We start from the raw sequence: 26,711 nt of genomic DNA, 5'->3' as shown, positions 1-26,711 counted from the left end.
CGATCGTTATGAGAATGCTTAATATAGTAAAGATGAGTAAAATAGGTTTGTTGATAATGCTGATTATAACGGCTTCAGCATGCAAAGACTATTTAAATGTGCAGCCCTTAGATCGGCTTACAGGTAATAATTTTTACCAAACAAAAGAGGACGTTGAGGCAAATATTGCGAATATGTACAGCACATTTTTTGATAAAATCAACGAAAGCTGGGTTATCGGAGCGATTGGTGAGGCGCGAACAGGCGAAATTGTAGCCAGTCCGGGAGGCAACAGTTACAATGAAAGAAGAGTAGTAGAAGTGTTGGGTAGAAATCAATTGCTTACGGCAATCAATAATGCTCCCTATGCAGGTTTTTATAACTATTATCGCATTACGGATTGGTCGGGTTATTATCGTGTTATTCAAAGCGCTAATATATTAATAGACAAATTAAATGAGGGCATCGCCGCGCTAAGTACTTCGGATACGCAACGGTATTTGGCCGAAGCAACTTTTATCCGCTGTTTTACTTATTTCTGGATGGTACGGCTATACGGTGACGTTGTTTATTATACCGCTCCTTATCAGGCGGATCCCCTTCCGAGAGAGGATATGGTGTCTGTCCTAAATAAATGTATTGCCGATCTAGAGCCGCATAAAGATAATATGCCCTGGGTGTTTCCTGATGCGGCACAACGCGGAGCACGAGCCAGCAAAGGAAGTATCGTTGCACTCCTTATGCATATGAATATGTGGAACGCAGGGTTTGATCCAGGGCGTGCCACAGCTTACTATCAAAAAGTGACTGCTTTAGGTCAAGAGTTGGTAAATAGCGGTGCTTATCGCTTGCTTGACATGGATGATGATGGTTGGGCCGCTGTAACGAAGGGGCGTTCGGAAGAGAGCTTATTTGAATTTTACCGAAGTATAAATTACGGCGATAACGTCTCTAATTTAGCACCTTTTGGCGATCATTTTTTGCGCTGGCCTTATAAATTCCCCCGATTTAATAATCAGTTAAGTCATTGTTACTATCTATCAACCTACATGCAAAAGCTGTTTCCTACAAGCGATGCAGATAAACGTAAAGATATTTGGTTTGAAGACATGTTGGCGGATAATGGACAATTTGTAGCAAGAAAGTTCGGTTTGAATGTTTATGCTTCCGGTAATGAAGATGAAAACCCGGATAATACTTTTTTGATTTTCCGCTATGCCGACGCCATATTGTTATGGGCGGAAGCTTTAGCCAACTTAGGTAATGAAGGCCAAGCGATTGAGGCGGTGAATATGATCCGTACGCGGGCTGGAGCCTCTTCCTATGCCGGCATGAGTGGCACTGCATTGAAAGACGCCATTTTTATGGAACGTAGTAGGGAGCTCTTTGGCGAAGGGCACCGCTACTTTGATTTGGTGCGTACACGACGTATTATGAGCTCTGCATGGCTTGCATGGCCGCTTAACCAAGATCAATTTACGCGGAGAGCTTGGACCTGGCCTGTTAGCACAAACGCACTGGTAAACAATCCTTATATGGTCTTGAATGAATATTGGCTGCCAGGTGGTGGTGGAAATTAATCATATGTTGTAATAAAGCTGTCTTTAAAATGAAAAATTCTTGCATAAGATCAATCAAGCATATTGCTTACTTCTTGTTGACACTCTTAATTGTCACAGCCTGTAATAAAGATGATTATTATACAGATGGAGGTTTGGCTAATCCCCATTTTAATGGCACGATTATGCAGTACCTTGATTCTAAACCCATGGAATTTGATACCATCGCGCAGATTGTCCGTTTAGCGGGATTGGAAGAAACTTTTAATACAGAAGAGTTCACATTCTTTTGCCCTAGAGACCGCGATGTCAAGGAGCTGATTGGCGATTACCGCAACGGCGGAGCGAATACAGAGCTCTATACGTTAAATCGTGACACGATAAAAACCTTAAGCGATGTCGATTCTTTGATTTGGCGCAAATACATGCTCCGTTATATGTTCAAAGGAAAAAATCTGCTGGCAGACTATCCGCAAATTGATTTTAATGTCCTCAATATTTATCCGGGACAAAATTATTATGCCTATGATAATTCCGTATGTAATATAGGAGTTGTGTTTAACGACGCGGTGAGCAGCGATGGAAAGTCGGTGTTAAAATATATGGGCTACCGGCAATTACATATCTGCTATATTCCGAATTTGTCTTATCCGGATGTTTGGATAGTTGCTAAAGTAGCTTCGTCTGATATACAGCCAACAAATGGTGTAGTACATGCGCTGGACTATACTTCTTCGCTATTCGGTTTTAATTCATTTGAGGTAATAAACGATATCGTTGAAAGCAAGCGATAGATGAGAGTAGATTAAATTAAAAAATAACATGATCATGAGTTCAACTATCTACAAGTTTAAAGTTTGGTATACATTCTTTTTCTGCTTTTTCGCTCTCGCTTGCACAAAGGAGGCAGAACAGTTCAGTGAACCTTATCCCGATGGAAAAGCAGCTTTAGGAATTACTGTCGATCGTGCTAAAACGCCCTCACCAGCTTCCGGATTACCGGGCATAGAAGTGAATATTGAGGCTAAAGGTTTGCTTCCTCATAAGGATCAACTGGTTTTCCGATTTAATGGTGAGCAGGCCGAGATTAAAGAAGTGACGGATGCCGGAATTTCAGTAGTGGTGCCTGATTATGCCAGTACGGGTATTACCACCATTTCCGTGGGCGATGTGGTTGTCTTTGGGCCCGAATTTACCGTGGAAGGTAAAATTAAGATTGATCCGACCTTTGTTGCGACACAAGGGGCAAATGGTGCGGTTGGTGATATTTTATTTACAAATAATGAGAAAATGGTGATCGTAGGCGGTTTCACTAACTACAATAATAAAGGGATTATCCGTCCCATTAACCGCATTGCACAGGCCTTTTTAGACGGCACTTACGATGCAGGCTTAAAATCAGGTACCGGTGCCAACGGCTATATCAGTGCCATTACACAAGTTAACGATAAATATTTTATTGGTGGCAGTTTCTCCGGTTATGCACAGCGAACCAGTAACATCAGCAATTTAACGATGCTTAATAGTAATGGAAGCGTTGATACGATGGGCGTGCATACATGGAGAAGGCCTGATCAAAATGACACCATACAATACTTCCCCCGATTTAACGCAGGTTTTGACGAAGGTGGAGTTAATCGTATCTATAGTGAAAATGGCAAGCTGTTAGTGACCGGTAGTTTTCGTTATTATGTCAGTCGGCAATATGATAAACCGAATTTCTTAGAGACCCGAGATACCATTATCGTTGATAGCACAGAAGTGAGACAGTTTGCCCGATTGAATTTAGACGGCACATTGGACAAAACCTATCGTTTTGATACCGGTACTAACAAAAGTTTAACAGGTGGTAACGGATCCATAGATACCTACTATCATCAGGAAGGTCTATTGAAAGGTAAAATGTTAGTCTTTGGCAATTTTAACCAGTTTGATGGCGAACCTGCTAACTATATCCTTCGCTTAAATGCTGATGGTACCATTGATCGAACATTCAATGCAGGCGGTGCAGGTTTTGATTTTCAGACCTATTATGCCAGCTATAATAACATAACCCATAAATATGTGGTATGTGGCAATTTCAGAACCTATAACGGGCAGTCGAGGGTAGCCATGGCCATGCTAAACGATGATGGTACATTAGATGAAGCCTTTGTTCCAAGGGTATTCGAAAACGGTTTACCTCGCTTTGCTAAACAGCTTAGTGATGGGCTGATCGTAGTAAGCGGCACATTTGTTAAATACGATGGTAAAACGAGAAATAGTTTCATGGTGCTGAATCCCGATGGTAGTTTGGCTGCTGGTTATAATGCCGTCGGAACCTTTAGTGGCGACCTATACAATGTATTTGAAACGGAGTCGGCCGATAAAAAACGAGCCTTATTGTTAATTGGTAGTTTTTGGCAGTTTGATAGTAAAGATGCTGCTAACATAATTAGGGTGCTTATTGAATAATTAGTGCTAACACGAAGCCAAATTAGAAAACATTATGATGGAATTAAAAAAGATATTTTTAGCGACAAAAAAGGTGCTCCGGCCCTTATCTGTATGGAGCGTATTAGCTATTTTGTTAACTAGCTCTTGCCAGCAGGAATTTGAGAAGACAATTCCAGACAAGATGCATAATGACTCCGTTGATGTAACTTATGGTAAGCCAAAAGTTTTATACATCATAGCAGATGGTATAAGAGGACAATCAATACAGGCGATCGAGGTCCCTAATATCAATGGGTTATTAAACCACGCTATCTACTCTTGGGTTTCTTTGGCTGATGAACAAGCAACACAGCCGGGAACTAATTGGGCTAGTTTGTTTACAGGGGTGGCAAAAGAGAAACATGGGGTGATAGATAATGATTTCAGTACCAATAACTTTGATACTTATCCCTTAATTTATGAGCGAATAAAACAAGCCGATTCAACCACGAATATTCGCGTATTCACTACCTCAAGCGTGTTTAAAGATAACTTAACCACTGATACGGATGAAAGTCAGCTAGTTGCCGACGACGATGCGGTCAAATCTGCGGTAGTTACCGCTCTGCAAGCGGAAAATGTAGGGTTTATTACTGCGCACTTCAGCAATCCTGATAAAGTTGGTTCGGCCGTTGGATATGATGTGTCAAAACCAGCTTATCGAGAGGCTCTTGTAACTTTTGATGCTGCTGTAGGCGATATGCTAAACGCATTAAAAGAAAGGCCAACCTATCAAGAAGAAAGCTGGCTCATCGTTGTTACATCAAGTATCGGGGGCGAGTATCCTTTATCGGAGAATGATAATACCGTATTTAGCAACCCTGTGGCAAACACCTTTACCATATTCAGTGCGTCTCGTTATAACAGACGGTTTGTTAGCAAACCTTTTATCGGTAACCGATTTCAAGGTGATTTTGCCCGTTTTCAAGGGCAACGTCATGCCGTACTGGAAATGGGTGATAATACTGTTTATAATCTGGATACCGGCGCTTTTACCATTGAATTAAAAGTCAAGAAGAATAAAGCAATCAAGAACATTTACCCAAGTGTGCTCGGTAAGCGCCCCGAATGGTCATCGGGATGGGCCTCCAATGGTTGGGTTGTTTTTTTGGAGAACGATTATTGGATGTTCAATGCACGTGGAACCGGTAATGGCAACCAAGTGAAAGGAGGCACACTAGCTGATGCCAGTTGGAGCAGTGTGGCGGTAGTAGGAGTTGTGCGCGATGGAGAACGCTTTGTCCGTACTTACACCAATGGAGCTTTTAATACCGAAGCTAGCATACAGGGTTGGGGTAATTTAGATACGAATGCACCGCTAAAGATCGGTTACATTAACGGTAATGGCCATGGAGAACCAGACGTTTATGTGGCCGATGTGCGTATTTGGAAAGCGGCTTTGCCGGATGACGTGATTGCACGCTATGCCTGTGAAATAGGTGTCGACGAAAATCATCCTTATTATGATTATCTGGCCGGTTATTGGCCCGTAGCCAATGACACAGATGGTACCGTCCGTGATGAAGGGCCTTTTGGCAATCATTTAACAATGACATCAGACGATTTTAGTTATGATCGGTTAAATGAGTATCTGTGTGCGCCAACTACAGCCGACTTAGGTTCTCAGGTACCAAGAACTTTTGATGTACCGACACAAATCTATACATGGCTTAAAATATCACGGCAAGAGAATTGGCAGCTAGATGGTAGAACTTGGTTAGATCAATAGACTGAACCTTTTCAATAGAACGATTTTAACGATGGAAAGATATGAACAAAAGATACAAACTTACTAAACCACTTGTGTTTATTGCTTTGCTTTGCACGATGTCAATTTCCTGTAAAAAGGAGGGACTGGATAGTTTTGCATTAAACCGCAATGTTGCTACGACAGTATCTGCGGGTGAAATCGCAGGTGAAATCGTGAAAAATAGTGATGAAGTGACTATCCCGATAAAAGTTACTTTATCATCCCCGGCGACAAAAGCTTTTCAGGTTGGTCTGCAGTTAAATGCAGATACAGTGATCCAATTAGTAGAGAGCGGTAACTTGACCGATGTCTACGTATTACCTTCAAATGCGATTACCTTACCGAACGCGGTAGATATCGCTTATGGAGCTAAGGAAGCTACTTTTGAGGTGAAAATCGGCCTTTCCGGCCTCGAGCGCTTTTTTGGCCATAAAGTAGCATTAGCTTACGACTTGGTTAATCCCGGTAAAGGAAATACGATTGGTTCAGATAAATCAGGAATAATTGTTTTTAATACCAACGATATTCTAAAGGAAGAGGATATCCATTACGTGTCTATTACAAACGGAGGTGGCACGGTGTTGGAGGTGCGCAATCGAAGGAATTATAATGTTACCTCTGCCGGGATAAATATTCCACTGGGAATTAGTTTAGCAGGGACACCTGGGAATTTCTTTACGGTAACAACCGGTGTCAATACAGATAGTATAGCAAGCTTAGTTGGCCAGGGTATTTTACCGGAAAATACCATTGCCCTTCGTCCGGATCAATATACACTTAATGAGACCTATCAGGTGGGTAGTAACCTCAGCCGCGCTGCTATGGATTTAATTGTTCCATGGTCTACCATTGAAGAAAATGCCGATCGTACTTTGGCATTAGTTGTTAAGTTAGTGGCAACATCTAGGCATCTCTTAGATCCAACGAAAAGTCATGTTGTTGTGCTTGTCCATCCGCAATATGTAAGAGAAGTAGATGTAACTGCTACGGGTACCTTAAGTGTAGACCACGATAATTCAAATGCCAATGAGAACGCGGCAAAACTGATTGACAACAACATTAATACGAAATTTTTACAGCCAGGTTTTGTGGGTAGCAGTTGGTTTCAGCTAGCTTTTTCGGAACCACAGCTTATCGGTGCATATACAATTACCTCAGCAAACGATGCTGCGGATCGAGACTTAAAAGATTGGAATCTGCAAGGCTCGGACGATGGGTCGATCTGGATCACTTTAGATACGAGAGCAGGGGAGACCTTTGCGAATCGTTTCTTAACCAAGCGTTACGATTTCGAAACAGCAAAAGCGTATAAATATTATCGATTGAATGTTACCAATAACAATGGCAGCGGCGTTATTCAGTTGGCTGAATGGCGGCTTATTCGAGTTCCATAGCGGACGCGTGTTCATGTTATCGACTAATATAAAAAAACAAAGGAATAGCTATTGATTATGGAAATACAATTCAGGAATTTGCTGGGGACAATTTTCCTCGCTGTAACACTGTGTGCGGGTTGTAAAAAGGATGAGAAAGAGATTGCACCTGAACCAGAGGGACCTAAGCCTACCGCAAGCTTTACAGCTTCGCAGGTAGCAGATGATGATCCGTTTACTTTTGATTTTGAAAATGAGTCAACGAATTTTTCAGTCGTTCGTTGGGAGTTCGGAGACGACAGTAGCTCTGTCGAAACCTCACCGGTACACACTTTTTTAAAAACGGGAACATTTACCGTTTTAATGCGTGTAGAGAATGAAGAAAAATACTGGGCTCAACGGGAGAAAATTATCCAAATAAACCCAAACCGATTGATGGAAATGGACACCCGTCCTACGGGAACCGGAACCTTGGATTTGGCAGTTAATACTGGAGTAAATTTAAGCGAAGTCAGCTGGTATAACGGAGCAACGGCTACAGGTACTCCTATTTCCACTGAACGCGAAGTCAGCATCCCTGTGGAGACAGGAAGGTTTGATTATTATACACTACAAGGAAAAACACCTAAAGGATCGGTTTTGCAAATTACGCGGTTGTTAACTGATTTGGGCATTGTTAGAGACGTAACGGCAGATGGCGTGCTTTCTGTTTCAAGAGATAATAATGGCGGGCCCGATGGGGGAGAGGGATCGAAGAAATTGGTGGACAATGATATCACGACTAAATTTTTGCAGTCGGATTTCTCGGGTGATCTGTGGTTTCAGCTGGAATTCTATAATCCTGTTGTGCTAGGTGGTTATACCTTTACATCAGGCAATGATGCAGATGGTCGCGATCCGCTTAATTGGCGTTTAGAAGGATCAAAAGACGGTAGCAATTGGACCGTTTTAGATAGACGTGAAAACGAAGATTTCCCCGGAAGGAGAGAAACAAGGACCTTTACTTTTGCTAATTCAACCGCTTATAATTTTTATCGTATATATGTGACGGCGGTGAATTCAGGTTCCCTCTTCCAACTATCCGAATGGCGGGTATTATCGTTGCCGCAAACTTAAAAGTTAATGCTTCAGATTCCTAAACAATCTTGATATGATTAAAAATTTCGTTTCTCGCGTTTTGCTGTATTTATTGCTTTTTAGCCAGAGCGCTATTATTGCAAACGCGCAGGATAGCGTGGAACAAATTTTAAAACCACTTGAGGCTTGGGCCAAAGAATATCCGTCAGAAAAAGTACACTTACATATAGACAAGCCTTATTATATGGCCGGTGACACGATTTGGTTTAAGACCTATACTGTCGTGGGAGCATATCATCAACTCTCTTCGTTAAGTGGAGCCGTTTATGTCGATCTTATTTCTTCAACTGATTCGGTAGTTTCTTCACTTAAGTTACCACTCATTGCCGGTATGGCTAAGGGCAATATTAGTTTGCCTGTAGAATTAAAAGCAGGAAACTATCGTTTAAGAGCATATACGCAGTGGATGCGGAATGCTGACAGCGATTACTTTTATGACCGCATCTTATACATCGGTGCCATAAGCCCTTATGGAATTCAAACCCAAGCAACGTTGCAATTTGATGAAACGGAAGACAAAAAACTTAGTGGGATGCATATCCGGTTTTTTGATGGAGAAGGGAGGCCCCTGGTCGAAAAATCAATCGAATACTTCATACGCACGGAGAGCGAGTTATTGAACCAGCGAAAGGGTAAAACGGATGAAGAGGGACGATTAATGGTGCCATTGAGTGAAAGAAGTTTACGTGATTCAGTTACGGCTTTTATTGTAAGCGAAATTCGGCTAGATAAAGAGAAAGTAGCGACAAGCATTTTTCCGATAAATTTACAATATGATCGGGCCGATGTCCAGTTTTTTCCTGAAAGTGGTGATCTAGTGGCGGGTGTTCCCAATCGGATCGCTTTTAAGGCAATAGGTGTGAATGGCCTGGGTGTCGAGATAAAAGGTGAAGTGTTGGATGAAAATCAGCAAATTTTAACAACATTTAATAGCGTGCATGCGGGTATGGGGCAGTTTATGTTTACTCCCGAAAGTGGAAAGCAATACAAGGCTCAAGTTGTATTTCAGGATGGTAGCACAAAGCAGCTTTCGCTTCCCAAGGTAAAGACTTCCGGATATGTGCTGTCGGTGTATTCACAGGCTGCAACGGATACAGTGCTTTTACGTATTATGTGCAGTAACGATCGATTGAAACAACCGATAAGTATTGTTGCACAAGCAGATGGAGAAGTGTTTTATGCAACTGATTTAAGCCCTAATCGTCCACTAAACAATTTATATGTGCCGTTGACACAAGGTGTTTCAGGAATTGTCCAATTCACTTTGTTTAGTCAAGGGCAAGCTTTGAATGAACGGATTGCTTTCATAGAGCGTAGCGATAATTTAAATATATCCCTCGCGAATTTAAAGGATAGTTATAAGCCAAGAAGCGAGCAAAACTTTAACTTGAGCGTGCTCGACAATGAAGGACTGCCAGTTTCAGGAAATTTTTCCTTAGCTGTTACCGATGAAAGTCAAGTTCCTGTTAAAGAAGAGCAAGAAACCACCATTCTCTCTCAATTATTATTACAAAGTAATTTAAGAGGATATATCGAACAACCAAATTACTATTTTACCAATATAACTGATGAAAAGCGTGATCATTTGGACCTGTTGCTGATGACGCAGGGGTACCGCCGTTTTATTTGGTCGGATTTGCTGGCCGACAAGTTGAAAAAACCGATTTATCCTCCCGAGAAAATGGTATCCTCCATTAGCGGGAAATTGCTTACGCTCCAAGGTAAACCGGTTGTTAATGGTAAAATAACGTTGCTTTCCGTGGCTGCAAATATTACACTCGAAACTATTACAGACACAGAAGGTGTGTTTGTGTTTGACAGTCTATTTTTAGCCGATAATATAAAATTTACCATACAAGGGCGTTCCGAGAAAGGGAGTGATAAAGTCGAACTCGTTTTGGAAGGGATTCCAAGTTTAGGCGTAACCTATAATAAGAATACAGCTGATCTATCACTAAATATTAATCAACAACTTGATACATACTTTTCGAGTACAAAAAAACATGATGATGCATTAGCCAAGGTGGGACTTGAAAGTAGGCTCATTAAATTAAATGAGGTCATTGTAAACGCCAAAACGGCTAAATCATTGCCGCGATCTTATAATCTTAACGGTCCGGGTAGAGCTGATCAGATAATATCAGCGAGCGAGCTAGGGACTTGTCCAACGCTAAGGGCCTGTTTGGAAGGACGCCTACGAGGCGTTGTGTTTAGAACAGAACAAACTAGCATAGGGCCTGTCACTTTTCCTACCTCTACGCGGGGTGGAAAAATGCAGGTTATTATTGATGGGCGCATACTTGATCTTCATAGCGACGGAGATTTACAGGACTTGGTAGGTATTTTTGAACAAAATTTAATAGATCCTACTCAAATTTTAAGCTTGGAAGTACTGCGATCACCCTCGCTCACTAATATATATGGAGGCGGGGCTGCTACCGGAGTCATCTTAATCAATACTAAGGGATGGTCACCAACGGAACGTACCGATTATAGTACGAAGCTCTATGCGCCGAAAGGTTTTACATCAACGCGTGAGTTCTATTCCCCTAAATACGGTGTGTCAGAAAGAGCGGATATCTTGGCTGATCAACGTAGTACCGTGTATTGGAGTCCGGTAGTATCGGTTAATAAAGAAGGTAAAGCAAGTGTAAGCTACTTTAACACCGGTAACGAGGGTAAATATCGAATAGTAATAGAGGGAATTGGTGCTAATGGGCAACTGGCGAGAGGGGTTTTTCACTATCAAATAGCGAAATAATATAAAAAAACTTGACAAAGTGTATTTTGTACACTATCTTTGTCTCATCATAATTTAGGTTTATAATTGGTTAGCTAAGGTCTCCAATCTCCCCGGTTGGAGACCTTTATTTTTTAGTCAACACTGCATTAATTTACGAAGCATTCTTTTCTAAACCTTTACTTCTTAAACCTTTTAACATTTTGATTAAAACCGGAGCGGTAGCGATAAGGACAATTAAGAAAATGATTTTCTCCAAATTGTTTTTTATCCATTCATTTTCGCCCAACAGGTAACCTGCTGTTACTAAAACACCCACCCAGATAAAACTACCGGCAATGTTGAAAATTGAAAATTTTCGTAGGTCCATCTTCACTATACCGGCCACAATTGGAGCAAAAGTCCTCACAATAGGCATAAATCGAGCTAAAATGATGGCGCCGCCGCCTTTCTTCTCATAGAATTCTTGCGCCTGTACGATATACTTCTTTTTAAATAAAAAGCTGTCCTTTCGTTTAAGAAGTACACTTCCCGAGCGTTTGCCTGTCCAATAGCCTAAGAAATTACCTAAAATGCCTGCGATGGATATTAATAAAATCCAATATAAAAGACTCCATATGGAATCTACATCCGGAAGTGTATTGTTTGCTAAAATCATCCCGGTTATAAAAAGGAGCGGATCGCCGGGAAGAAAAAATCCGAGTAAAATCCCTGTTTCTGCAAATACAATAAATAATAAAAGATATAAGCCTCCGTTCTCCATGATCCACTCAGGATTTGTGAGGTTTTGGAAAAAATCAAAAATTTCTGTCATGAACGTAACTTCTAAAAATCAGTTTTCAAATAAGCACCATGGGTCAAGAGAAGTAGTTTTACGTTTTCTCTGAGCGTTAAAAGTTTCGCTTGTTAAAATAATTTATATAGAGAGAGAAAATCGTAATAGAATGGTTTATACCATATTGATGTATAAAAAATCGAAAGCGGATGTATAGGAGTTAGTATAGATTCCTGAAAAGAACTTAAACAATTCAGTATGGTATTTCTATATTCTTTGTGGGCTTGTTTTTTTGTCTGCCGGGAGGGTGTTATTACATCATCAAGGGCATAGTCCTGTATAACGAATCCGCTAAACTGATTTACGCTTTGAACAGGTGTTTTATTATAAAAGAAAAAAGAGCTTAATAAGAAACTGGATACGCAAATAAGGATTAAATAAAGTTCCCTTTTGCAAACAATTTTTTCTCTCTGGAGCAACATTCCTTTCTAACGCAAATTTTATACGCTGCGAATATAACAATACTTTATGAGATTATGTTTGTATGCGTGAATAGAACTGTCTAATAATCGTCGTACTTGCACACGGTGCCAGGCAGTAGCTGGTTAATAGTTAATGTAAGGTTAATGACGGTTCACACTCGTTTTGTAAAGAATCATCTGATGGCAAGTCGTTACTCACAATTTACTAAGTACTTGCAATTTTATCTAGAATGCTTTTTTTTGTAAAGCAATCAAACAAAAAACGGATTTAGAATGTAGTCAAAATGTTACGGATTCCGGGTTATTCCGGAAAGTCGATTTCGCCTTCGGCAAACTTACATAACTGATCAAGCATGTCGCTTAGTTTTGTACCGGATTCTGTTAGTGAATACTCAACACGTTGCGGAACTTCGTGTATGTTATTACGACGGCGAATCAATTTGTAATGTTCAAGATGTTTTAATCGATCTGCTAAAATATTATCGCTTATGTGCTTTAAATCTTCTTTTATGCTCGAAAACCGAGTGTTTCCTTCTTCGATGCTGAACAGAACATCAGTCAGCCATCGTTTACTTAATAAATGTAAAAGTTCATTCAAGGCGCATTTTTCCTCTAGATAGGTCTGGTTGTAATAATTTGTTGAGCTCAGTTTTCTCATAAAATTATTTTTGAAAGCTAATATAGGGTTTTTGGTAGAAGTGGCTATGATAGTAGCTGTAACAAAACCGCTAAGAGTATTTATTTTCTTTATAACACACATATAAAATAGTAGACAAAAAATGAAGTACAGAAAACTTGGAGAGACAGATTTAAACCCTTCAGTTATAACTTTCGGTGCTTGGGCCGCCGGGGGATGGATGTGGGGAGGAACGGAAAGAAAAGATGCAATAGATGCCATCAAGGCTTCCTACGAGTTAGGTGTAAACACGATTGATACGGCACCGATTTACGGGCAGGGAACAAGCGAAGAAATCGTAGGCGAAGCCATTCAGGGATTACCGCGCGATAAGGTCTTAATTCTTACGAAATTTGGCATGCGATGGGATTCGATACAGGGCGACTTTGCCTTCAAAAGCAAGGACAATAGTGGGAAAGATATCGATATTTATAAATATGCAGGTAAAGAGAGCATTGTGAAAGAATGTGAAGACAGCTTGCGTCGGTTACGAACCGATTACATTGATCTTTACCAAATTCATTGGCCTGATAAAACCACAGCCATCGAGGAAACGATGGAGGCTGTTGCCCAATTGATAAAAGACGGGAAGGTTCGGCATGCCGGTGTTTGTAATTACAATGTTCCGCAAATGGAAGAAGCCGAACGTACATTGAAACTTGCTTCTAATCAAGTTCCGTATAGCATGGTGAAGCGGGATATTGAGCAAGGGATTATTCCGTACTGCCAGCAGCATCATAAGTCCATTATTGCTTATAGTCCACTAGAACGTGGCTTGTTAACCGGTAAGATGAAGCCAGGTCATATTTTTGGTGAAGGGGATCATCGTGCAGGACTTCATTATTTTCAAGAGGAGAATTTAAAAAGAACAAATGCGTTTCTAGAAAGTATCAAACCCTTGGCAGATGATAAACACATTTCTTTAGGGCAGCTTGTTCTCCTTTGGACATTAGAACAGCCAGGCATTACCATTACCCTGGTCGGGGCTAGAGATACGCAGCAAGCGGTTCAAAATGCAAAGGCTGTCGATAGCACGATTTCAACCGATGAACTTGCATTTATTACGGAGAAATTGAGTCAGTTACAGCTAGCCGTCTAATGATGTTAATAACGTCTGTAGTAAAGATCCCTACAGACGTTTACTTAATTAGGTGTTTTAACCGCAGATTTCCTTGAAAATGTAGCTTATTTGCTCTACAAATTTTTTGGTATGCAAACCCGAGGGATCTAGGTCCGGATCCAAAATAGTAAGTGTCATTCCGGCAACTTTTGGACTATCGAGCAAAGGAACAAGTAATTCCACTAATTCTTCGTAAGCCAAACCATCAGGGCTTCTACTGTCTACTGCTGGCATCAACTTATCGTTCAGTACATCGACATCAAAATGAATCCAAAAACCGGACAATTCTTCTTTTTCGACATGATTTAAAAAGGAGGCAACACAAGATTGAATGCCCCTTGACCTTAGTTGGTACAATGGAATATAAGTCGCCTTTGATTCAATAATGGCCTGCTCATACCAATCTACGTATTCTCTATTTCCCACGCACCAAACATGTTGCTCGTCGATGTAGGGTTTCAAACTTGATATATTGGTCATCTTTTCGGGCCCACGACCCGCAGCGAAAGCTGCCGCCATGCCACCTGCACCGCCAGTTTGCGATAAAGAAGGCCAAATAAAGTCAGTATGGCCATCTAAATAAAATAATGCATGGCGGCCCCGTTCAGCCAAAGCTAATAACGGCCCCAGTAAAACGCTGCAATCTCCACCTAGAACGAAAGGGAATACGGAATCTTTAATTTCCTTTTCAAAAAAACGCTTTTGAGTAAGTGCATAATCGACGATAGCATCGGCATTGCGAACCCCGCTTTCCTTATCTAAATTCATCGTGTAGGCCGGAGCCTCAAGCCTAGTAACCCGTATGCTGGGAATGCTGTCGTATAAACCCCATTGTTTTAACCAATTGGGTAACATCCTTACCCCCGGCTCGTGCCCCGGATAAGGTTCTTTGAGCCCTAAATTAGAAGGACATTCAAGAATATAAACGTTTTTCATTGAATATTCTAAGCGGTAATGAAGTTATGATGTTATCATACAAATCCATGTCTCTTTTGTATTTGCTTACTTAAGTTAAATGTAAATAATATTAAGTTTGTTTTTTATGGTTAATTATTTTAAAATTGTATAAAGCCTAAAAATCTGTATTAAACTGACTGTTGGGTATAAAAAAGAGATGAGAATTTTTTATTTCTGCCATCTGTCAGGTTAGCGGGCGATGAACTAGTATTTAGAAGCTGTTTTAAGAACTGGTCGTTTTTATTTAGGCAGTTACTGGATAATGATACATAAATATAATTGCTCCTCAAGCATAGATGGACATTGAAAATCAGGTAACTTTTCAAATCAGCGTAAATTGAGTAAGATATAATGAATTACGGTAAAAAAAGATGCTTCCTTTTCCTGCTATTCTTAGCCGTAACGGGGAAGGTGTTGGCACAAGCGATTCCTGTACCAAAATCACACTTTGGATTTTCAATCGGTGATGATTATCAACTGGCAACTTATCAACAATTGGAAAAATATTTTCAGCTGATCGACAAACTTTCGGATCGGGTACAAACGTTGGAAATCGGGAAAACCGAAGAAGGGCGAAGGCAGTATATCTGGGTGATTTCATCTCCTGAAAATTTAAAAAAACTCAGCCGATATAAGGAAATTTCACAAAAAATGGCACGCGCCGAAGACCTTTCCTGTGAAGAGGCAAAAAAACTAGCCATGGAAGGTAAGCCGGTGGTATGGATAGACGGTGGGCTGCATGCCAATGAGACGGTTGGCACTCATCAGCTGATCGAGACTTTCTATCAGTTAGTTAGTCGCAATGATGCTGAAAATAAAGCCATATTGGACGGCGTTATTATTCTACTTTCGCAGGTAAATCCGGATGGACAAGAATTGATGAGTACCTGGTATATGCAAGAGCAGGATCCCAAAAAGCGTAACATGCATATCCCGCGATTATATCAAAAATATATCGGGCACGATAATAACCGCGATTTTTTCATGATGAACATGAAAGAAAGTACGCATATTGCGCGCCAGCAGTACATTGAATGGATGCCTCAAATCGTTTATAACCATCACCAACGCGGACCCGAAGGTTCGGTTTTAGCGGGCCCTCCTTACCGTGATCCTTTTAATCACGTATTCGACCCATTGATCATAACCGGCATAGACGGTGTCGCGGCGGCTATGAACAATCGGTTAAATGCGGAGAACAAACCTGGTTATACACGTCTAAGCGGCTCTGTATTTTCTACTTGGTGGAACGGTGGACTAAGAACAACTCCTTACTTTCATAATATGATCGGGATATTGACCGAGATTATTGGCAATCCGACACCCGAAGAAGTGCCGGTAATACCAACACGTTTGATACCGAATAATGCAACTCCCAATCCGGTTACCCCACAAACTTGGCATTTTAGGCAGTCAATTGACTATTCACTTTCGTTAAACTACGCCATCTTGAATTATGCGCAGCGGCATGGAGATGAACTGCTTTATAATATATACCTGATGGGGAAAAATGCCATAGAGAAGGGACGTAGAGATAATTGGACACTCTTGCCACGTTACGCAGATTCTATTGCAATGGCTTATAAAAGAGACAAAGGCGAGAAGCAATTAAAAGGCGATACAATTCCTAGGCACTACTATGAAGCTGTTCTGAAAAATCCTGCCTTTCGAGATGCACGGGGTTATATTATTCCAGCTGATCAATCAGACTTTCCTACAGCGGTGAAATTTGTTAATGCGTTAATCAAATCAGGTGTACTAATACATAAGGCAAAGGCAGATTTTTCTGTGGGGTCAAAGCGCTACCCTGCAGGGTCTTATATCGTAAAAACGGCACAAGCCTTCCGCGCGCATGTGTTGGATATGTTTGAACCGCAAGATCATCCGAACGATTTTCAATATCCCGGTGGCCCACCGGTAAAACCATATGATGCAGCTGGATGGACTTTAGCGTTTCAGATGGGAGTACGCTTCGACCGAATAACGGATGCTTTTGATGGGCCATTTGAACGTATTGCTTACGGTTTGTTACAAGATCCACCTGTCAAAGAGCTTGCTTCTTCCAAACAGGGGTATTTGTTGGATGCTAACGTAAATGACTCCTTTACCGCCGTTAATGATTTGCTGAAAGAAAATATAAAAGTTTACAGAACACAGGCCGTCACGGAGGGAATGCCTGCCGGTTCTTTCTATGTAGAAACAAAAGAAAGTGCTTTATTACAGAAAGTGGTGAGTAAGTATGGTGTCATGGCTAAAGCAGTTTCTACAAAGCCAAAAGATCTTTTGAATATCAAACCCGGTCGAATCGCTCTGTTCGATTATTACGGTGGCTCCATACCTTCCGGTTGGGTGCGTTGGATCCTGGAACAATTTCATTTTGATTTCCAGCTTGTTTATCCGAAAGATATAGACAAAGGTCAGCTGCACAGAAGATTTGATGTTATTTTGTTCATCGGAGGTGGAATGCCTCCTTTACCAACTATAAAGAATAGCAGTCGATATCTACGAATGCCATCAAAAGAGGAGGTACCCGTGGCTTATCACCATATGTTGGGAAGCTTAAGTGTAGATAAATCTATTCCTCAACTTAGAACCTTCCTGAAGGAAGGAGGTAGGATTGTTACCGTCGGCAATGCAACTAATTTAGCCTACCATTTTAAACTGCCCGTAGAAAATGCCTTAAGTGTAAAAAACGATAACGGGGAATCGATGACCTTATCAGGTGATAAATTCTATATACCCAGCAGCATTTTAACGGTTCGTGTTGATACCACGCAGACACCCAATTTTGGCATGCACGCTTATGCTGATGTGGTTTTCAACAATAGCGAAACATTTCGGATCAAAAATGAGGGCTTGAGTCAAATAAAACCTTTGATGTGGTTTGATACCGATAAAATACTTAAAAGTGGGTGGGCTTGGGGACAGGCATATCTTAAAGGAGGTATTGCTGCGTTTTACACCACAGTAGGAAAGGGCTCTTTTTACGCTTTTGGGCCGGAAATTACCAACAGAGGGCAGGCACATGGTACTTTCAAATTATTGTTTAATGGGTTGTATAAGTAGTGCGCGTAAGTGTTCAAAAATCGTTTTGCTTTAATCAATTATAAAAATGTATACCTTGCTTCAACAAACTCTTATTTTAATCTCGTTTTAAAAAAAAGAAAATAGGATTTAACATAAAGTAATTCGTGAAATCGGTCCGTTGTTTCGCTTTTTTCTGAGGATTATTTTGTGGCGGATCAAAAAATAGTATATTTGGTTTCTCCAATTATATAACCATGACCAAAAAAATACGTGATTTAACGTCTTTGGTTCACCAAATGGCGATTACTAATACCGAAGGTGTCTATATTGAGGTATTTAATATTTTATTTGAACCGATTAGAAAATTTTCTTTCGGTTTTCTGAAATCATGGGAATTATCAGAAGAAGTGGCAAGTGATGTTTTATTCATGCTGTGGGAGAAGCGCCAGCAACTATTGGAGATAAAGAATGTGAAGCATTACGCTTTTGTAGCTGCAAGAAATAAATCACTGAATGTATTGAAGCAACATACGGGGCGCGAGCTACTGTCACTCGATGAGGTGGATTTTGATATTCAAATAAATACGCCAAGTCCTGAAGCTATATTTATTCAGGGAGAGATGAAAGCAAAACTAGAACAAGCTATTGCTTCTTTACCAAAGCAATGTAAATTAGTTTTTCAACTGGTGAAAGAGGAGGGGTTTTCCTACAAAGAAGTAGCTGATATTCTAGGGTTGTCCACAAAGACGGTGGATGCACATTTGGTAAATGCCATGAAAAAATTAGCTCATATTCTTAAGGCCGAATTTAAGCTGGCATAATCCGTTATAACCTTCAACCATTTCGTCACTACTCTACTATCCGCGTTAAGCAATAGGGTTTGCAGTATGTTAGTACTGTTGCTACTGTCATTATCGTGATTCAACAACCCAACAATTTCCAGATCGTTTATACGCAAAAGTCATAGTTTCATTAGGGATTATTCAAAGATTTCTTGTCTATAGTGAATATATAAGTTATAAACCGTATACGATTAAATCATTTTCATGTCAATTTTGAAACCTTGTATCCAACTATTATGGATGACTATAACTGTACTAGCATTCGGTTGTAACAACGAAGACAGAAACGACCAAACCGGCGTTGACTGGCCGGTATATGGGGGGAACAATTTTGGGAATCGGTATTCGCCACTTAATCAAATCAATACAGAAAACGTGCAATACCTCAATGTAGCGTGGGAGTATCAAACGGGAGAAAACAAATCAGGTGAACGACCATTCGAAATCCAATGCCAACCTATCATAGTAGATGGCGTTTTATACGGAACCACGCCTCAATTGAAGGTTTTTGCACTAAATGCTGCAACAGGAAAAGAAATATGGGTTTTTGACCCCTTTAAAACAAGCGAACCGCAATATCATGCCAATCGAGGTTTGAGTTTTTGGGAAGGAAAGGGAGCGAAGCGCATTCTTTTTACTGCCGGCTCCTTTCTTTATGCGATAGATGCCTATACAGGTCTACCTGTTACTGAATTCGGCGAGGCCGGGAAGGTAGATCTACATAAAGGCCTAGAAGAAAATTTATCACATGATATAAGTAACCTATTTGTAATTGCCACATCACCTGGTATTATCTACAAAAATACCATTGTTATGGGATCGCGCGTTTCAGAATTTGGCGATGCCGCTCCTGGACATATACGTGCGTATGATGTATTATCGGGAAAAATTAAATGGATTTTCCATACAATACCCCAACCGGGAGAGTTCGGTTATGATACCTGGCCGAAAGATGCCTATAAAAAAATAGGTGGGGCAAACTGCTGGTCGGGCATGGTGTTGGATAGCAAAAGAGGGGTTGTGTATTTGGGAACGGGATCTCCGTCCGTTGATTTTTATGGAGGAGATAGACATGGCGCCAACCTCTTTGCTAATTGTATTTTGGCTTTGGACGCGGAAACCGGGCGTCGTATTTGGCATTTTCAAACAATCCATCATGACCTTTGGGATCGTGACTTATCGAACCCTCCTAATTTGGTAAGGGTTAAACATCAAGGTAAATTAATAGACGCTGTTGCACAAGCAACAAAAGACGGAGTGATTTATGTGTTAGATCGTGATAGTGGGAAACCACTTTTTCCGGTAGAAGAAAGGCCTGTACCTACCAATGGGGCCATGCCAGGTGAGCAGCCTTGGCCTACACAACCATATCCTGTAAAGCCTAAGCCCTTTTCCAGGCAATTTTTTACAAAAGAAGATTTCAATGATATGACAATGGAAGGCTACCAATTTGTTAAAAAGAGATTTGAAGAAACGCGATCAGGAAATAAATTTATACCACCAAACAGTGCAGGTTCAATAATTTTTCATATAGGAGGAGGTGCGGAATGGGGTGGAACAGCTGCCGATACCGAAGGCATATTGTATGTTAACGCAAACGATATGCCGTGGGACTTAAAAATGATGGACCTGGCAACCGGTATGGCGCAACAAAAAGAAGAGAAAGTAAGCAGAGGCAAAGCGTTGTATCTGGCCAATTGCGCCGTATGCCATGGTGTTGACCTGAAAGGCAGCGGGAATAAAAGCTACCCAAGCTTATTAAATATAAGCGAACGTGCTAATAAAAAAGACATATTTGATATTATGAATACCGGTAAAGGAATGATGCCTTCGTTTCGACATATCAATGTGTCGAAACAAGCGGCCATCGTCAGCTTTTTACTGAAAGACAATATAGCCGCCCAATCAGAAGACTTACATCAACAGTCAAATTTAACAAATAAGCAAGCTGACGAAAAAAGCGTATTTCCGTATGTCGCCCCTTACGTTAATAACGGACAGGTCCAGTTTCGTACACCTGACGGGTATCCAGCTGTAAAACCCCCTTGGGGAACTTTAAGTGCAATTGATCTCAATTCAGGAGAATTTTTATGGCAGGTTCCACTGGGTGAATACCCTGAATTAAAGAGAAAAGGAGTGGCTCCAACCGGCACAGAGAATCATGGAGGCCCCATTGTCACAGCGGGGGGCTTGCTTTTTATTGGAGCAGCGCAAGACGAGCTCTTTCGCGCCTTTGACAAAAAGTCCGGAAAGATTCTTTGGGAGTTTAAATTGCCCGCCGGTGGTTTTGCTACTCCGGCTACCTATGAAGTTAACGGAAAGCAGTATGTTGTAATTGCTGCAGGCGGTACAAAATATGGAAAAAAACCAGGTGGCTCATATATGGCATTTGCACTTCCCGATTAACTTCTTTGCTGTTAGGTATATACGTAGTCGCCATTGTTGTAGTAGCGATGCAAACGTTAGCTGTTAAGTTGACAAATAGTTAGGTAGTTATAGAAATTGATAGCCACTGCTTTTTAATATCAAAAGTTATTAGGGAATTTTTAAAAATTTATTGTCTTTAATAGTAAGAACCAATAAACAGAACGAAAGACTAATCATAAACCGCAAGCTTTAAAAAATGGCATGCAACAGGGTGAATAAATGTATTGTTAACTATTATAAATTAATAACTATGACAAGATCGGAATGATAAAAAAAATGAGAAGTGCGCCAACACCTCTCATTTGACTCCTAGAACTAGCTTAACACTATTCTTCAGATTTTTTAACAATTATGACCAAAGCTATGAAAAAAAAAGAACTAAACGAAAGAGTTCTTCCTGGAAGACTTTTTGTTTACTTTTTTACAAAAACCAAATGTTTATTACGTTTTTACTGTTTTTTTCTTCTCTTGCTTTTTTCTCTAAACAGTATAGCCAACACTGATCATCAAGGCGAAAAAATTGATCTGGTGGTGCAAAATGTAAAGCTCAAAAATGTGTTTCCATTACTTGAAAAAAAGGGTAAAATACGGCTTATGTACAGCGAAGAGAACGGCGTTTTCGAAAAGCCGGTTTCTATCAGTGCAAAAGATATGCCTGTTATGGAGGTGCTGGCTCGTCTGCTGCTTAATACTGATTTAGAATATATGGAGTTGAAAGACAACCTTGTCGTGGTGAGGAATAAGTTGCATCAGCAAAAAACAATCAGTGGGTTGGTCAAAAGTGCTTCCGGCCAACCGCTTGCAGGTGTAAGTGTGTTAGTAAAAGGGGCGCAAGGGAAAGGGACACGGACTGCTGCTGATGGTTCTTACACACTTGTCGTCTCAGCTAATGCCGTCCTTGTATTTACCTATCTGGGTTATGTCTCACAGGAAATCAGTACGACCGCGAAAAATAGATTGGACGTTATATTGCAGGAAGATGCGCAACAACTGGGTGAAGTTATTGTAACCGCCTTGGGAATTAAGCGCGAAAACAAAAAATTGGGCTACTCGGCTTCTGCTGTTGATCCTGAACAGTTAACTGAAAATCGGACAACTAATTTTGGGAACAGCTTGTCGGGAAAAGTGGCGGGATTAAATGTCTCTCCTTCTCCAACTGGACCTGGAGGCTCTTCCAAAATTCGTTTAAGAGGACAATCCTCATTTGGAGGCAATAACTCGCCTTTGATCGTTGTAAATGGAGTACCGATTAATAACGCACCGCAAGGCGGAGCAAATGGAGCAAGTGGCGGTAATACCGGTGAAATGAATACCGATTTAGGAGACGGTCTACAGAGTATTAATCCGGATGATATTGCCTCGCTTACGGTATTGAAAGGAGCGGCTGCGGCCGCGTTATATGGGTTCAGGGCTAAAGATGGAGCGATAATTATTACAACAAAATCCGGGAGCGATCAACAAGCCGGAATCGGGATCAGTTACACCTCAAGCTTTCAGGCAGACCAACCATTAGATTATACGGATTTTCAATATGAATATGGTCAAGGTGAGTATGGTATTCGCAACGTAACCTTAGCGGACGCTAGACGAACCGGTGTCTGGAGCTTCGGTCCTCGATTTGATGGCCTCCCTATGATGCAACATGACGGGATCGAACGCCCTTACCTTCCTTACAAAAACAGGATTAAAGATTTTTACGATATGGGTAGGACTTTCACCAATTCGTTAGCCGTTTCGGGAGCTAATGAGAAAGGTAATTTTCGAGTTTCTTTTGCTAATACCAAAGCGAATAGCATTGTTCCTAATTCTGATTATAATAAAAAAATATTTAATATTGGCCTTAACTATAACCTTAATAAAGAGCTTTCTGTTCAGGTAAATGCCAACTACTCCAATGAATTTAACAACAATCCGCCTGTTGTTAATCAACAAGCTTTTAATGTTAACCAAACCGTTTATACGCTTGCAAACAGCATTGATATGAAATGGTTGGAAAATGCTTATAAAGACCCTGTCACCGGGAATGAAATCAATCCCGCGCGATTTACGGATAGAACCAATCCTTATTGGTCTATTAATGAGCGCTTTGAGACACAAAAGCGCGATCGTTTATTCGGTAATATTTCTTTGCGTTACCAGTTTAGGCCTTGGTTGTGGGCTCAGGGACGGGTGGGACAAGACTATTTTACCAATGTGCGGCATGCTAATCGGCCAACGGGAACGGCCATGCTTCCGGTAGCACCCACCGGGTTTAACGGCAATTATTTTCAAAACACCAGTACCTTTCGCGAACGGAATATCGACTTTTTGGTTGGCTTGAACCACCAGATAGGTCACTGGGGAGTCGATGCTACTTTTGGTATGAATTCAATGGATCAGAAATCGGAGGGAATGGGAACATCTGTCACCAATTTCTTTATTCGCGATCTTTACACAATCGATAATGGGCAAATAAAGAATCCGGTTTACTCACTGTCACACAAAAGAGTCAACTCCGTTTTCGGTACGATAGACTTTTCTTTTGATGAGTTTTTGTTTTTAAACCTGACCGGTAGAAACGACTGGTTTTCTACGTTAAATCCGGCCTCCAATAGCGCATTTTATCCTTCTGCCAGTACTAGTTTTGTTTTTAGTCAAATTTGGTCATCTAAACCTACTTGGCTGGATTTTGGAAAGTTTAGAGCGTCATATGCTGAAGTAGGCGGCGATACCAATCCATACACCAATAGTCTTTACTACAATATTGAGAATAATCTCTTTAATGGCGTTCCTTTAGGTATTATCACATCAGCCATAAGTCCCAATGCCAATCTACGTCCTCTTACCGTCAAGGAGACAGAATTTGGTATTGATTTTAAGCTTTTTGACAATCGTTTGGCGGTAGACATCGCCGCTTACAACAAGTTAACCGAGGATGAAATCTTAAATGTCGATATCTCCAACGCATCGGGATATGGGCAGACACTTGTCAATGTTGGTAAACTACGAAATCGGGGACTTGAAGCGTCTATTACTGTAACTCCGGTTCGAAAGGAGCATATTAAGTGGGAATCCATCGTAAATTATGCGTACAATAAGAGTAAAGTATTGCAATTAGCGGATAACCAAACTCGTTTTGACGTAGGTACCGGTGAGTATATTGGTATCGTTTCCCATGAGGTTGGCATGCCAATGGCCTCTTTACGCGGGGTAGACTATTTGCGGAATGCCCAGGGAGAAATTATCACATCGAACGGTCTCTTTTTACCCGGAAGCATTGTAACTTATGGAAGCGCTATACCACCTCATACCGGCGGATGGCTAAATACAGTAACCTATAAGGGTATCCGCTTTTTTATGCAAATCGATTTCAAGGCGGGCCATAAAATGATCTCGAATTCAAACTTCAACTGGACGCGCCATGGCCTGCACAAAAATAGTTTAGTCGGCCGTGAAGGAGGTGTTGTTTTTGACGGTGTAAATAACGATGGTTCACCTAATACTACTGCTGTGGAAGCGGAATTGTTCTATAGCCAATATCGCTCCGGAAACATAGCAACCCCCTTTGTTTATGACGCAGGTTTTATACGTGCGCGCACACTTTCCGTTGGATACGATTTTAGTAAGTTTTTGAAACATACCTTTATTAAGTCGATTAATGCCAACGTATTTATCAACAATCCTTTTATTATCCACAAGGCAGTGGATAATTTGGATCCGGAAACACAGTATTCGGCATCAGATCTGAATTCCGGATTAGAAACACATGCCTTGCCAACCACGCGTACTTATGGACTGAATCTCAATGTTAATTTTTAAATGAATTCATTTTATGAAAAAGATTTTAGTACATCTTCTAATGACGGCCGTTTTGTATGCCAGTAGCGGATGTGATAAGAATTTTGAAGAGATCAATACAAATCCTTCGCTGGCGAGTGATTTAGAGCCAGCTTATCTTTTCTCAAATGCACAACGTTTATCGGCTATTGCATCTTATCACTACCAGGGCGAAATCGTGCAACAAATTAATACACCTTACGGGGGACTTTTAGCAGCAGGGAATCGGAATATTATAAATGATCAACACGCTAGTGAAGCCTTTAATGCCATTTACACAGGGCCAATTAGATACTTAATTGAGGTGACCAATAAAACAGAAGGAAAAGAAGAGCAACACAACTTGTATCACATGGCACGTATTTGGAAAGCGTATTGTTTTCAGCTACTTGTGGATACTTATGGCGATGTGCCTTACACGGAAGCCGGGCTGGGGTATACACAAGCCGATTATTTGCCTAGATATGATCCGGCGGAAGCGATATATGATGCGATTATGAAAGAATATATCGAGGCAACAGATGCCTTGGATCCGACCAGATCGAGTATTGGTTCTGCTGATTTGTTTTACGGAGGTACAATAGATCGTTGGAAGCGATTGGGAAATTCTCTTTTGCTTCGCCTAGGAATGCGTTATACAAAAATAGACGAAGAAAAAGCGAGATCGATCGTTGCTACAGCAACTGATCCTGTGAGGGGAGGTGTTATGCAGTCGAATGAGGACAATGCGCTTATTCAATTTAATGCCATGTATACAAATGGTACATCAAACGCTTTATTAGGAGGAGAGCGTGCCAATTATTACATCGGCAAGCCGTTTGTGGATTTTTTAAAAAATAATAACGACCCGCGACTTCGGTATATAGCGGTGAAATATGAATTACCTGCGAATCCGCTGGCAACTGCCGGTGCTGCTAATACAAATCCGGCAGATCAACAGGGCATGCCTTATGGTTATGACGAAAGTTCCATTGAAACGGCACCGGATTATCCAGGCAAAATAGGATCAGCATGGGAGTATTCTCAGTTTAACCGTTCCACGGTAATGCGTATAGACGCACCTGAATTCTTGATCTCTTTTTCACAAACACAGTTGTTATTAGCGGAGGCGGCTACTAGGGGATACCTTCCTTCCGGTAATGCGCAACAATATTACGAAACCGGTATTAGTGCGCACATGGAGCAGGCGCCTTTATTTGGGAATATGCCTAGTATTACCGCAGAAGAAAAGGAAGTTTATCTTCATAGTCCGAATATCGCTTTTACATCAGAAAGAGCGCTTGAACAGATTAATGAACAATATTGGGTCAGTTCCTTCCGAAATTGGTCAGAAGCCTGGGCGAATTTTAGACGAAGTGGCTATCCTCGGCTTAACCCTGTAAACTTTCCTTCCCAAGACCCATCGATCCCAGGTGCCGGAGGATTTATTAGGAGGCTTGTATATCCACTGCGGGAAATTTCTGTCAATGCAGTGAATATACAGGAAGCAATTAACAGAATGGGGGGTAATAGTTTGGGAACACACATTTTTTGGGATCAAGGTAATTAAAGAAATCACAAAATCTAGGATAAAGTA

Annotated in this window: 16 protein-coding genes; 13 read left to right on the top strand and 3 right to left on the bottom strand. The window is 40.9% G+C overall.

Annotation, left to right across the window (positions count from 1 at the left end; all coding sequences use genetic code 11):
* The first annotated feature begins 8 nt into the window (after window positions 1-8).
* From E0E36_RS21265 to E0E36_RS21235, 7 genes are read left to right on the top strand one after another with little or no spacing between them, the layout of a single operon-like run.
* On the top strand, window positions 9-1,559 hold the full coding sequence (locus E0E36_RS21265; protein ID WP_130857661.1) for a RagB/SusD family nutrient uptake outer membrane protein: 1,551 nt from the start codon (window positions 9-11) through the stop codon (window positions 1,557-1,559).
* A gap of 29 nt (window positions 1,560-1,588) precedes the next feature.
* On the top strand, window positions 1,589-2,332 hold the full coding sequence (locus E0E36_RS21260) for a hypothetical protein (RefSeq protein ID WP_130857660.1): 744 nt from the start codon (window positions 1,589-1,591) through the stop codon (window positions 2,330-2,332).
* A 34-nt stretch (window positions 2,333-2,366) separates the two neighbouring features.
* Window positions 2,367-3,992 (top strand): DUF5008 domain-containing protein, encoded by a 1,626-nt coding sequence (locus E0E36_RS21255; RefSeq protein ID WP_242627356.1) that lies wholly within the window; start codon window positions 2,367-2,369, stop codon window positions 3,990-3,992.
* 34 nt (window positions 3,993-4,026) lie between these two features.
* Window positions 4,027-5,742: an alkaline phosphatase family protein gene (locus E0E36_RS21250; protein ID WP_130857658.1), complete on the top strand. Its 1,716-nt coding sequence runs from the start codon at window positions 4,027-4,029 to the stop codon at window positions 5,740-5,742.
* Window positions 5,743-5,783: 41 nt separating this feature from the next.
* Complete coding sequence (locus E0E36_RS21245; RefSeq protein WP_130857657.1) at window positions 5,784-7,157, top strand: discoidin domain-containing protein; 1,374 nt, start codon at window positions 5,784-5,786, stop codon at window positions 7,155-7,157.
* Window positions 7,158-7,214: 57 nt separating this feature from the next.
* A complete protein-coding gene (locus E0E36_RS21240) occupies window positions 7,215-8,252 on the top strand; it encodes a PKD domain-containing protein (protein ID WP_130857656.1) in 1,038 nt (345 codons plus the stop codon).
* Window positions 8,253-8,286: 34 nt separating this feature from the next.
* Window positions 8,287-11,034 (top strand): TonB-dependent receptor, encoded by a 2,748-nt coding sequence (locus E0E36_RS21235; RefSeq protein WP_130857655.1) that lies wholly within the window; start codon window positions 8,287-8,289, stop codon window positions 11,032-11,034.
* A gap of 133 nt (window positions 11,035-11,167) precedes the next feature.
* Here the strand turns inward: E0E36_RS21235 and E0E36_RS21230 are convergent, their stop codons facing one another.
* The gene (locus E0E36_RS21230; protein ID WP_013666026.1) at window positions 11,168-11,827 is read right to left on the bottom strand and encodes a DedA family protein; all 660 of its coding nucleotides are present in this window, start codon (window positions 11,825-11,827) and stop codon (window positions 11,168-11,170) included.
* Window positions 11,828-12,571: 744 nt separating this feature from the next.
* A complete protein-coding gene (locus E0E36_RS21225) occupies window positions 12,572-12,928 on the bottom strand; it encodes a winged helix-turn-helix transcriptional regulator (protein WP_013666027.1) in 357 nt (118 codons plus the stop codon).
* A 121-nt stretch (window positions 12,929-13,049) separates the two neighbouring features.
* On the opposite strand from E0E36_RS21225, the gene E0E36_RS21220 reads away from it, so the two are divergent.
* Window positions 13,050-14,045: an aldo/keto reductase gene (locus E0E36_RS21220; RefSeq protein ID WP_130857654.1), complete on the top strand. Its 996-nt coding sequence runs from the start codon at window positions 13,050-13,052 to the stop codon at window positions 14,043-14,045.
* Between the two features lie 57 nt (window positions 14,046-14,102).
* Here the strand turns inward: E0E36_RS21220 and E0E36_RS21215 are convergent, their stop codons facing one another.
* Entirely contained in the window at window positions 14,103-15,002 is a 900-nt protein-coding gene (locus tag E0E36_RS21215) for an arginase family protein (RefSeq protein WP_130857653.1), read from the bottom strand.
* A gap of 372 nt (window positions 15,003-15,374) precedes the next feature.
* On the opposite strand from E0E36_RS21215, the gene E0E36_RS21210 reads away from it, so the two are divergent.
* From E0E36_RS21210 to E0E36_RS21190, 5 genes are all read left to right on the top strand, one after another.
* The gene (locus E0E36_RS21210; RefSeq protein ID WP_130857652.1) at window positions 15,375-18,089 is read left to right on the top strand and encodes a M14 family metallopeptidase; all 2,715 of its coding nucleotides are present in this window, start codon (window positions 15,375-15,377) and stop codon (window positions 18,087-18,089) included.
* Window positions 18,090-18,304: 215 nt separating this feature from the next.
* Window positions 18,305-18,871 carry an RNA polymerase sigma factor gene (locus E0E36_RS21205; protein ID WP_130857651.1) on the top strand — a complete coding sequence of 189 codons (567 nt, stop codon included), beginning with the start codon at window positions 18,305-18,307 and terminating at the stop codon, window positions 18,869-18,871.
* A gap of 225 nt (window positions 18,872-19,096) precedes the next feature.
* Window positions 19,097-21,298, top strand: a complete 2,202-nt coding sequence (locus tag E0E36_RS21200) for an outer membrane protein assembly factor BamB family protein (protein ID WP_130857650.1) — start codon at window positions 19,097-19,099, stop codon at window positions 21,296-21,298.
* 384 nt (window positions 21,299-21,682) lie between these two features.
* Window positions 21,683-25,117, top strand: coding sequence for a SusC/RagA family TonB-linked outer membrane protein (locus E0E36_RS21195; RefSeq protein ID WP_130857649.1), 3,435 nt, complete (start codon window positions 21,683-21,685; stop codon window positions 25,115-25,117).
* A 13-nt stretch (window positions 25,118-25,130) separates the two neighbouring features.
* Entirely contained in the window at window positions 25,131-26,684 is a 1,554-nt protein-coding gene (locus E0E36_RS21190) for a SusD/RagB family nutrient-binding outer membrane lipoprotein (RefSeq protein ID WP_130857648.1), read from the top strand.
* Window positions 26,685-26,711: the final 27 nt, after the last annotated feature.

It is taken from the genome of Olivibacter jilunii (genome assembly GCF_900607235.1).
Lineage (GTDB): Bacteria > Bacteroidota > Bacteroidia > Sphingobacteriales > Sphingobacteriaceae > Olivibacter > Olivibacter oleidegradans.
This window is presented reverse-complemented; position numbering and strand designations above follow the sequence as displayed.